This is a genomic window from Streptomyces sp. NPDC001315 (genome assembly GCF_042896175.1).
In the GTDB taxonomy this organism is placed as follows: domain Bacteria; phylum Actinomycetota; class Actinomycetes; order Streptomycetales; family Streptomycetaceae; genus Streptomyces.
Genome location: NZ_JBIAWZ010000048.1, coordinates 1 through 8,953, shown reverse-complemented (window position 1 = coordinate 8,953; position 8,953 = coordinate 1). Strand labels below are relative to the sequence as shown.

At 68.8% G+C, this 8,953-nt stretch carries 10 protein-coding genes and 2 pseudogenes; 4 read left to right on the top strand and 8 right to left on the bottom strand.

What is annotated here, in order from left to right; translation table 11 throughout:
- Nucleotides 1-95: 95 nt before the first annotated feature.
- The 4 genes and pseudogenes from ACFY16_RS42915 to ACFY16_RS42900 form a co-directional block, all read right to left on the bottom strand.
- A complete protein-coding gene (locus ACFY16_RS42915) occupies nucleotides 96-257 on the bottom strand; it encodes a hypothetical protein (RefSeq protein WP_390652660.1) in 162 nt (53 codons plus the stop codon).
- 64 nt (nucleotides 258-321) lie between these two features.
- Nucleotides 322-997, bottom strand: a pseudogene (locus ACFY16_RS42910) (DNA polymerase III subunit alpha); the annotation flags it as partial.
- Between the two features lie 238 nt (nucleotides 998-1,235).
- Nucleotides 1,236-1,601 (bottom strand): darcynin family protein, encoded by a 366-nt coding sequence (locus ACFY16_RS42905; RefSeq protein WP_390652658.1) that lies wholly within the window; start codon nucleotides 1,599-1,601, stop codon nucleotides 1,236-1,238.
- Nucleotides 1,602-1,675: 74 nt separating this feature from the next.
- The gene (locus ACFY16_RS42900; protein WP_390652657.1) at nucleotides 1,676-2,569 is read right to left on the bottom strand and encodes an NAD(P)H-binding protein; all 894 of its coding nucleotides are present in this window, start codon (nucleotides 2,567-2,569) and stop codon (nucleotides 1,676-1,678) included.
- A gap of 105 nt (nucleotides 2,570-2,674) precedes the next feature.
- Here ACFY16_RS42900 and ACFY16_RS42895 point away from each other — a divergent pair, with 105 nt between their 5' ends.
- Entirely contained in the window at nucleotides 2,675-3,622 is a 948-nt protein-coding gene (locus tag ACFY16_RS42895) for a LysR family transcriptional regulator (RefSeq protein ID WP_390652659.1), read from the top strand.
- A 370-nt stretch (nucleotides 3,623-3,992) separates the two neighbouring features.
- On the opposite strand, the gene ACFY16_RS42890 is transcribed toward ACFY16_RS42895, so the two are convergent.
- From ACFY16_RS42890 to ACFY16_RS42875, 4 genes and pseudogenes are all read right to left on the bottom strand, one after another.
- Nucleotides 3,993-4,439, bottom strand: a complete 447-nt coding sequence (locus ACFY16_RS42890; RefSeq protein ID WP_143604809.1) for a nuclear transport factor 2 family protein — start codon at nucleotides 4,437-4,439, stop codon at nucleotides 3,993-3,995.
- 248 nt (nucleotides 4,440-4,687) lie between these two features.
- Complete coding sequence (locus ACFY16_RS42885; RefSeq protein ID WP_390652656.1) at nucleotides 4,688-5,104, bottom strand: nuclear transport factor 2 family protein; 417 nt, start codon at nucleotides 5,102-5,104, stop codon at nucleotides 4,688-4,690.
- A 106-nt stretch (nucleotides 5,105-5,210) separates the two neighbouring features.
- Nucleotides 5,211-5,642, bottom strand: coding sequence for an Rrf2 family transcriptional regulator (locus ACFY16_RS42880; RefSeq protein ID WP_390652655.1), 432 nt, complete (start codon nucleotides 5,640-5,642; stop codon nucleotides 5,211-5,213).
- A 209-nt stretch (nucleotides 5,643-5,851) separates the two neighbouring features.
- Nucleotides 5,852-6,102 (bottom strand): annotated as a pseudogene (locus ACFY16_RS42875) (transposase); the annotation flags it as partial.
- A gap of 440 nt (nucleotides 6,103-6,542) precedes the next feature.
- On the opposite strand from ACFY16_RS42875, the gene ACFY16_RS42870 reads away from it, so the two are divergent.
- The 3 genes from ACFY16_RS42870 (at nucleotide 6,543) to ACFY16_RS42860 (ending at nucleotide 8,923) form a co-directional block, all read left to right on the top strand.
- Nucleotides 6,543-7,124 (top strand): MaoC family dehydratase, encoded by a 582-nt coding sequence (locus ACFY16_RS42870; protein ID WP_390652654.1) that lies wholly within the window; start codon nucleotides 6,543-6,545, stop codon nucleotides 7,122-7,124.
- Nucleotides 7,125-7,304: 180 nt separating this feature from the next.
- Entirely contained in the window at nucleotides 7,305-8,417 is a 1,113-nt protein-coding gene (locus tag ACFY16_RS42865; RefSeq protein ID WP_390652653.1) for an MFS transporter, read from the top strand.
- 116 nt (nucleotides 8,418-8,533) lie between these two features.
- Nucleotides 8,534-8,923 (top strand): hypothetical protein, encoded by a 390-nt coding sequence (locus ACFY16_RS42860; RefSeq protein ID WP_390652652.1) that lies wholly within the window; start codon nucleotides 8,534-8,536, stop codon nucleotides 8,921-8,923.
- The last annotated feature ends 30 nt before the right edge of the window (nucleotides 8,924-8,953 follow it).

The following is an 8,953-nucleotide window of genomic DNA, read 5'->3' as shown; positions in this document are numbered from 1 at the left end:
CGCCGTGTCCATCGCGCCGCACTGGCGCACCGCCCCTATCAACCCACCGACCAAGATCCCGTGAAGCTGAGACCCTTAAATCACTGGTATTGAGGCTAGGTCATGACTCCAGGTCTTCCTTCCTGCACAACACCAATGCTTGGTTCGGAGAATAAGGACGACTTGCCGTCCGTGCGTCCGATCTCGCTGACGACGGATGAGCAGGCGGTGTCCAGGTTCTTGTCGACGGTGGAGACGGGGACGTTGACGGTCGTCATGAGCGGGGTTCTCCTTGCGGAACGTGAAGGGGCGGCCCGCGTGATGTGTGGGCCGCCCGGGGGCGCGGCCGGTCGTGCGGCGGATCTCGGCGACCGCGTACGCCATCGCGGACTGCATCCGCACGCCGAGCACGTCGAGCTTGAGCAGACCGAGGTCCTCGACGTCTTCCTTGTCGGCCTGCACCATCGGGTAGCCGGCCGGGGTCGGTTGCACCGGCAGCCGGTCCAGCAGCGAAGCGCTGGACAGGATCACCCCGCACGGGTGCATGGCGTAGCCGCGCGGCAGCGCGTCCAAACCCTCGGCGAGCTCCCGCAGCGTTCCGAATTTCCCTGCCTAGGCGGCGAGTTGCCGCAGCTCCGGTAGTTCGGTCAGGGCGGCGCGGATGTCCCGGGGCCCGGATGTGCGGAAAGCTCTTGGCGATCTCGCCCACGACCTGCGGCGGCAGCCCGAGGGCAAGCCCGGTGTCCCGCAGGGCGTGCCTCGCCCGGTAGGTCTCGGGCATGCCGGTGACCGCGGTCCGCTCCCGGCCGAACCGCTCGATGATCGCGTCGTACACCTCCAGACGCCGCTCGGACTCCACGTCCAGGTCGATGTCCGGCAGCGGCGTCCGACGCTCCGACAGGAAACGCTCGAAGAGGAGCCGGTGTTCGAGCGGGTTGGCCGTGGCGACGAACAGCGTATGGTTGACCATGGAACCGGCACCGGAGCCGCGCGCGGCGACCCGGATCCCGAGCGACCGGGTATGTAGGCCCTCATTTGAGATGTCCCGTTCGGCAGCAGTGACCTGAGCCGTTCCGCGTCGTCTCATTCAGGGGCCACGCCATTTCGTCTCCCGATCTCGTCCTCAGAAGCGATGCGATGTCCGACAGATCTGCGACGCACACGGGCGGCTGAGCTCGGTGGCCTGCTCGGCCTCGGCGCCTTGGCGGGGGAGTGTCCGCTGAACGGCCACACGCTCACTGATGCGGAACAGTGTGTCAGGTGCTGATGGTGGCGGCGGGGTCGACGTGGTAGTTGCGGGCATAGCCGTTCTCGGTCCCGACGAGGATGTCGACGACCTCGAAGTAGCGGTCCCAGAACGGGGTTTCGCGCAGTGCGTCGATGAGGAGCTGGTAGGCGTGGTGATCGTCTGCTTCCCAGACCCAGACGTCGGTGACGCGCGCGGAGTAGAACTCGGTGTCGTAGAAGCGTGACCGGACGCCGGTGGTCCTGGCCTCGATCGTGGGGAGGACCTGGGTGGTGAAGGCGTCGATCCGCTCCGGGACCGTCAGTGCGAGCCACTCGGGCGTGGTCTTGACGAGCATGAACGCGGTGACCGGTGGTTCGGTCTGCTCAACGGGCATGGTGGGTGTCTCCCAGGTGGGGGGTGGTCTGACGCCATGGGCGCCAGGTGCGGTGGCGAAGGGGCTGGTGGCTTTCAGGAGAGGACTGCAGGCTTGAGGGTCTGGGCGCACCAGTGCTCGAAGGTGGTGGGACTGGCGGTGTTCGGGGTGCGGGTGACGCCGGCATCGAGGCCCTCGTCCTTGGCTCGCTTCATGTCGGCGATGCCCTGGACGAACGCCTCGTCGAGGCCGTAGCCGACGAGGGTTGTGCGCAGTTCGTCGAGCGGCTGGCGTTCATAGCGGACGGGGCGGCCGAGTTGCTCGGTCATGATGCGGGCCAGGTCATTGGGTGACAGGTCCTGCGGTCCGAGGACCGGGATGCTGCCGGTGCCGGTCCACGAGCGGTCCAGCAACAGGTCGGCGGCGACGGCCGCGATGTCGGCGACGGCGACGAGGGGCGCCTTGCGGTCGGCGTCGACGGCGTCGGTGAAGACGCCCTTCTCACGGATCGAGGCGGCCTCTTCCAGGAGGTTCTCGAAGAAGGACGGGCTGGCCAGAGCCCGGTAGGCGACGCCGGTGCCGGCCAGAAGGTCGTCCATGGCCAAAGAGGCGGTGACGAGTCCGGCGCGGCCGGCGAGCGGGGTGCCGCGGCCGAGGGCGGAAACGCCGACGACGTGGCCGACCCTGTGGGCGGTGAGCGCCCTCGCGGCGGGGCGGGTGAAGCCGGTGTACGCGTCCTCCGGGGCCAGGGAGGCGTCCGGGGGGACGAGCCAGAAGACGGCGTCCGCACCCTGGAAGGCCCTGTCGACCACCTCGGCGTCGCCGTGCGAGCCGGTGATCACCTCGACGCGTCCGCGTGCCGCGTCCGGCAGCCGTGCGGGGTCACGCACGATCACGCGCAGTTCCTCACCGGCGCCGGTGGCGGACTCCAGGAGCAGGGTGAGCAGATGGCGGCCGATGTTCCCGGTGGGGGCAGTGATGACGATCATGAAAACCTCACGAGTCGGTGTTCAGGTCGGTACGCCACCATCCTGGGGAGCGCCTCGGCGATGCCACAATGGGAACTTCAGCAAGGAGATGTTGCCAGAAATGGAATTACGCTCGTGAACAGCCCATATTCAGCCCTTGACGCCAACCTGGCCGTCGCGCTGGACGCCCTGCTGACCGAGCAGAGCGTCACCCGCGCCGCCGCCCGCCTGCGCACCTCCCCCGCCGCCATGAGCCGCACCCTCGGCCGCCTGCGGCGTACCCTCCAGGACCCGCTCCTGGTACGGGCCGGACAGACCATGGTCCCCACCCCTCGCGCCCTGGCTCTGCGCGACGAAGCCGCTGCAGTGGTGCGCCGCCTCGGATCGCTGCTCAGCCCCGGCGAAGGCGCCGACCCCGCCACCCTGCGCAGCACCTTCACCCTCCAGGCCGCCGACCTCGTCGGTGCGGCGCTGGCCCCCGGACTGCTGCACCTGGCCCGGCAGGAGGCGCCGGGCGTCTCGTTCCGGCTCCGGGCCGAGGAGTTGGAGGCCGGTCCGGCCCTCCGCGACGGCCGGATCGATCTGGAGGTCGGATCCATCGACCACGTGGACCCGGAGACCCAGGTCGAGGAACTGGTCACGCTCCGGATGGTGGCGGCCGTCCGGCCGGGCCACCCCCTCGCGGGAAAGGCCCTGGACCCGGCGCGGCTCGCTGCCGCCGAACATGTCGCGGTCAGCCGACGAGGCCGGTTCACCGGCCCTCTCGACACCGCCTTGGCCGAGCGGAACCTTCACCGGCGCGTCACTGCCGTCCTCCCCAGCCACCTGGCGGCGATGACCCTAGCGGTCCGCAGCGACGTCGTCTGCCTCGTCCCCGCCGCACTTCCCGGCAATCCCGAATCGCCTCTCACTCACACCGCCACCGCCCTCGGCCTGTGCCTCCTCGACATTCCCCTGCCGCTGCCGCCCCTGACCATCGGGATGGCCTGGCACCCCCGCCATGCAGCCGACGGAGCCCACCACTGGCTCCGCAACGCTGTCCGCCGCACACTCCGCGCGCCCGGGGCCACCTGACGTGATCTCAGGGATGCGGCATAGGCTGACAGCGGCCGGTGGCCGGGGGCGACGGACGTTGCATGGGTCGAGACCGGGTCAGACACGTTGAACCCGCCCGCGGCTCGCCGCCCAGCTGCGCGCCGACCTCGGCACGGGCGGTGAGAAGGCCGCCCGCCTGGTGGATGCGGCGGTGGCCTGGGCGGTGAAGGACCGGGCACTGAAGCACGCCCTGCTGCGGATGCCCGGTGACCTCGCCGCCCGAGCGCGCCTTCGCCCCGCGCTGGACGAACGCGCCGCCCGAGCGGGGGAATCCGGCTGGCCGCTGACGCGCGGGGGGAGAGCGGAGCCCATCGGTCCCCTTGGCGCAGTCACGAACAGGTCATGCCGGCTACATGCTGTCACGTACGGACTGACCCCAGGACGCTCCGTCGGTGTGGGTGCCTGCGAAGTCGGGGTCTTCGTAGATGTGGAGCCTCTTGATCTTTTCGCCCTGGAACTCGAACACGTTGCAGAAGAGTCCGAAGGATGAGGATCCGTCGGGGAACTCCACACCGGATGTCGTCTCTCCCTTGACGGCCCCTTCGACGACGACGTAGTCGCCGGACGTGAGGACGTTGAAGTGCGCGATGTCGTGCTCGATGTCAGCGATGCCCCGGGCGAAGCCTTGGGCGAAGGCCCCGATCTGCGCCAGGCCCTTGGCGGTTCCGAACTTCGGGAAGAACATCTGTGCGTCGTCCGCGAAGAGTTCGAGGAGTGCCGGATCGGCGGCATCGACCAAGCGGAAGTACTGGATGGCTGTTGCTTCGCGCTGCGCGTGGAGGTCGTTTTCGTTCATGGTTCGTTCCGCTTTCCGTGTTGCCGATGCTCGTGGTTTCCATGGAGCACCGTTTCGACCTGATTCGTTTGAGAAGTCGCGTCGGCCCGCCGAGGAGTACGCGGCATGGCACCACCTGGTCTGACGACTGGGGACGCCTGTACGCGACCGGGGAAGAGATCCGCCGACAGCTTCGGCCGTGTCTCGGCTGACCCTCTACGCACATGCTCGGCTGCCCCGGGCCGCAGGGGCCCCTGAGTGCCCTCCGCTCAGCCGGCGTTGAACGCCTCGGCGACGGTCAGTGTGTCCTCGTACAGGTGCATGCGAACGATCCGGCCGTCCTCGACCGCCAGGTGCAGGGCCACCGGTGTGGTGAACTCCTTGCCGGTGGGTGCGGCGGTGTGTGTGAAGACCGCCAGCAGCACCACGTCACCACCGTCGACGATGAAGCGCTCCAGCACGACCTTGCTCTGGCCGGGCGCAAAGTGCGACCACATCGTGGTGAAGTACGGCGCGACCTCCTCCCGGCGGGTGCGGCGCCCGGTCCAGGGCAGCGCGGTGCTGTCGGGGACATACCAGTCGATCTCCTCGGAGAACAGTTCCTGGATGCCGTCGGGGTCCTGTCGGCCGAGGCGCTCCAGGAACTTCTCGGCCACGGTCCGCGAGCTCTGAGTGTCTGTTGTCATCGTCCATGTCCTTGTCTTCTATCTCTTCGTCGACGTAACCGTTTTGGTTACATCAGTGGGCGTGGAGTGCGACTCCCCTCGATCGGGGGAAGTCGACGGTCCGAGGTCAGGCGGCTTTCAGGACGTCCCGCAGTACGTCCTCCAGCGTGGTCTTGGCCAGCTCCCTGCGCAGGGCGGCCTCCACGTCGTCGTACACGGCGGTCATTGCCGGCCCGATGCCGTGGCCCACGACGCACTCGGGGTCCGGTGTCGCGCGATGCAGGGCGAAGACCGGCCCCGGTTCGATCGCCTGATAGACGTCGAACAGAGTGATCGCCGCCAGGTCCCGCGTGAGCATCCAGCCCGCCCCCGCACCTCGCCGTGAATCGACCAGGCCGGCCTTGCGAAGATCGCCCAGCAGGCGGCGGATCACCACGGGGTTGGTGTTGACGCTCGTCGCGATCTGCTCGGAGGTGGCGACCTCGTGGCCACGTCGCTGATACAGCCCGATCCACGTCAGGGCGTGCGCCGCGATGGTCAGCCTGCTGTTGGCGCTCACGCCGGACTCCACCTCCCGCGCCCCTCGGTTCTAGTCGTAACGATAGTTGTTACAACTGTATGCGGCAAGTCCTGCGGGGCTGGCTGGACCCGCCTCGTCAAGGAGCACGCCACCCACAGGACCCCAAGATCACCCGGTGGCGGGTTTCTGGCGTATCTGGGTCATGCCCGGGGTCAGGGGAAAGGAGATGACGCTGTCCTTGGAAACGATCAGTCGCGGACTGTTTCGCGGGAGGCCGGCCGTCCGTTCCTGCGGGAGCTTCGGCGGGTGATGCGCCTGGTCATGATGGTGATCGCCGCCCAGGTGATCAGTGATTCCGAGTGTTGGATGAGCCGTTCGTAGTCGCGTGCGTGCCGGCGGGCGTGCGTGATCCACGCGAGTGAGCGTTCCACGACCCAGCGGCGGGGCAGCACGACGAACCCGCTCGCGCCTTCGGCCGGCTGACCGTCTTCAAGCCCAGGCCGGCACGAGCCGCCTGCGGTCACCCGCCGAGCGCCTGCGCGACCTCAGGGCCACCCTCCACGACGGCCTGCCCCGCGAGGTTGCCCAGGTCTGCCACGCGCTCCTGCGAGGCGACGGGCCACTTCGCCCTGATCGCCGTCGGGCGCTACGAACCGCTCGTCGGCCGCCCCCTTCATTCCGCACCGCGCGCCCGACGGTGTGTTCACCCGCCGAGCGGCGGATTCACGCCCCGGCCGACGGGGCCGGTGACATCGGCCGGCTCCCTATGCGACAGCACCATCACCTGGGGCCGCTGCCCGGCGCCAGGGTGCCCGCGCGAAGGCACACACGGACCACAGCCAGGGCACGGACAGGCAATCGGCGATTCCAGCCGGTGCCTAACGTTCTGGCCGACTCACGCGGTCACACCACGAAGACATCGATGGAGAGGGCAGTGCTATGGACAAGCTGAGCACAGAAAGGCCGGCCGCCGTGGCACCGGAGACATTCGACCCGGACTCCTTCCTCGTCGTACCGGCCAGGATATTCGAAGACCTGGGCATCGGTGAGGTCTTCCGCGCTCCCAGCCGCACCCTGACCGACGCCCACGCTGCGGCTTTCCAGACGGTTTCCGCGGACAACCACCCTGTGCACTACGACGCCGAGTGGGCGCGAAAGCACGGACACCCCGCGCCAGTCGTGCACGGCCTGCAAGTACTCGCGTTCACCGCGCCGGGAGCCACCCTTTTCCCGCATTTCATCGGTGAGGTGTTCATCAGCTTCCTCGAGCTGTCCTGCAACTTCCTGGCCGAAGTGCACTCCGGGGACACGCTCTACCCGGCTCTGACCATCACCGGTCTGGAGCCGAAGGGCGAGAACGGCGTCGTGGTCACCGCAGCCACCATCCACAACCAGCGCGGTGAGCTGGTGCTGTCCGGTCAGCACAAGTACCTGTTGCGGCGTCAGCAGGTGTTGTCCTCCCCAGCGGCATGCACAACCCAGGCGGTCCGCCTGGCCGTTCCACCTCGAGAGGCCGCGTGAACCATGTCGGACGTCACACCGCTGCGCGGTGAATCGGGGGGCCAGGGCGGTACGCGTCCCGGGTCGGAAGGGGATGCCGGGGCACCCCCGAGCCCCGCGACATCGCGACCGCTCACTGGGGAACCCTCTCGCGCCACGGCATCGCGACCGCCCACCGCGGCCATACTCCCGGTAGCCCTCATGCGTGCCACCGGCTTCCTCTCCTTCTACGACCGGTTCGCGACCGCGCCCATGCTCGTACTGATCACGAGAGAGGAGCACGTATCCCTCGACAATGCCGTACAACTCGTGACGGTCTATGTCCTGCTGTACGCGCTGGGGCAACCGGTCTGGGGGCTGCTCAGCGATCGTCTCGGCCGGCTGCGGGTTCTGCGGCTCGCTCTGGTGGGCGCGTTGGTGGGCAGCGCGGCCAGCGTTGCCGCGCCAGGATTCGCCGCCCTCCTTGCGGCCCGGGCGGTGACCGGCCTCTTCGTCGGATCGCTTTTCCCGAGCATGCTGACCATCGTCGGCGACTCGTACGACGGAGCGGCCAGGGCCCGCGAGATATCAAGCCTCCAGACCTTCACCGCACTGGGAACGACCGTCGCGACACTGGCGGCCGGCGCACTGGCGGTCTGGTGGGACTGGCGCGTCGTCTTCGCCGTGACCGCTGTGGGGGCCGCGGTCTTCCTGGTGCTGCTGCGGCGCGTCCGTCTCCCGGACGGCGGTGGAACACGCCGAGACATCCGCAGCGCCTTCACGGCTTGGCCGCTGTGGACCTACGGACTGGGGGTGCTCGAGGGCGCGATTCTGCTCGGCATCCTCACCTACATCGTCCCCGCGCTGGAGCGGGACGGCGTGTCCACCGAGTTGGCCGGAGTTCTCGGCGCGACGTACGGCGTGGGCATCATCGGCGGCGCCTGCCTGGCCAAACGGACGGTGGCACGTGTCGGGCGAACCGTGATGATCGCTATCGGCAGTGCCACACTGTTCGTGGCCTTTCTCCTGGCGAGCCTCTCCCAGAGCGTCGTGCCGCTGACGGTCACCGCGGTTCTCATCGGTACCTCCAACGCGTTTCTGCACTCGTCGCTTCAGGGGTGGGCCACGGATGTCGCGCCGACCGCAAGGGCGACGACGGTGTCGGTGTTCGTCTGTTCCGCCTTCCTCGGCAGTGCTGCGGCGACCGGTGTTACCGCGGGGCTGACCCGACACGGCTATGGACCGGTCTTCGCGGCGACCTGCGTGGCCACCGTGATGCTGGCGGTCCTTGCGGTTGGCAGCCATGCCGCCTGGTCCCGACGGCGCACCGGCTGATCGGCGCGTCGGCCGAGTCGCAGGGACGCAGTCGCGCCGTCGACCTGGTACACCGACTTCCGGCTGTCGTGTGGCAGTGATGGCATGTCGTGTTGTCCCCCTGGGTGGGGGTGCGGATGCCATCGGTGATGGGGCTGCTGGAGGAGCGGGAGCGTGTTGCCCGGCAGCGGGTGGAGGCTCTTGAGGCCGAGTTGCGGGAGGCGGAGGCCGTGTGGGAGCGGTTCGTGACTGCCCGCGAGACAGTGGGACAGGTCCTGGCGGAGCCGCGCGGAGGCGAGCAGGCCCCGACGGTGGTCGATGAGCGGCCCGTGCAGGTGACCGGTGCGGTGCCCGGCTCGGTGGTGCCGGTGTGGGGCGACGGGCTCGAGGCTGCGGTGCCGGCGCCGGACTACCGGCGGATCATGGACATCCTGGCCGATGGGGCTCGGTCGGGTGGGGAGGTGGGGACCTCCCCCCGGGTGGTGGACACCCTGACGCCGACCCCGGTGGGGGTCGGGAGAGGGTGACCGATTATGGTGATGAAGGTCTATTCGCCC

What these genes read in the sequence shown, in the direction of transcription:
- ACFY16_RS42915 (WP_390652660.1), bottom strand. Translation starts at nt 257, where the DNA reads ATGACGACCGTCAACGTCCCCGTCTCCACCGTCGACAAGAACCTGGAC.
- ACFY16_RS42905 (WP_390652658.1), bottom strand. Translation starts at nt 1,601, where the DNA reads ATGCCCGTTGAGCAGACCGAACCACCGGTCACCGCGTTCATGCTCGTC.
- ACFY16_RS42900 (WP_390652657.1), bottom strand. Translation starts at nt 2,569, where the DNA reads ATGATCGTCATCACTGCCCCCACCGGGAACATCGGCCGCCATCTGCTC.
- ACFY16_RS42890 (WP_143604809.1), bottom strand. Translation starts at nt 4,439, where the DNA reads ATGAACGAAAACGACCTCCACGCGCAGCGCGAAGCAACAGCCATCCAG.
- ACFY16_RS42885 (WP_390652656.1), bottom strand. Translation starts at nt 5,104, where the DNA reads ATGACAACAGACACTCAGAGCTCGCGGACCGTGGCCGAGAAGTTCCTG.
- ACFY16_RS42870 (WP_390652654.1), top strand. Translation starts at nt 6,543, where the DNA reads ATGGACAAGCTGAGCACAGAAAGGCCGGCCGCCGTGGCACCGGAGACA.
- ACFY16_RS42865 (WP_390652653.1), top strand. Translation starts at nt 7,305, where the DNA reads ATGCGTGCCACCGGCTTCCTCTCCTTCTACGACCGGTTCGCGACCGCG.
- ACFY16_RS42860 (WP_390652652.1), top strand. Translation starts at nt 8,534, where the DNA reads ATGCCATCGGTGATGGGGCTGCTGGAGGAGCGGGAGCGTGTTGCCCGG.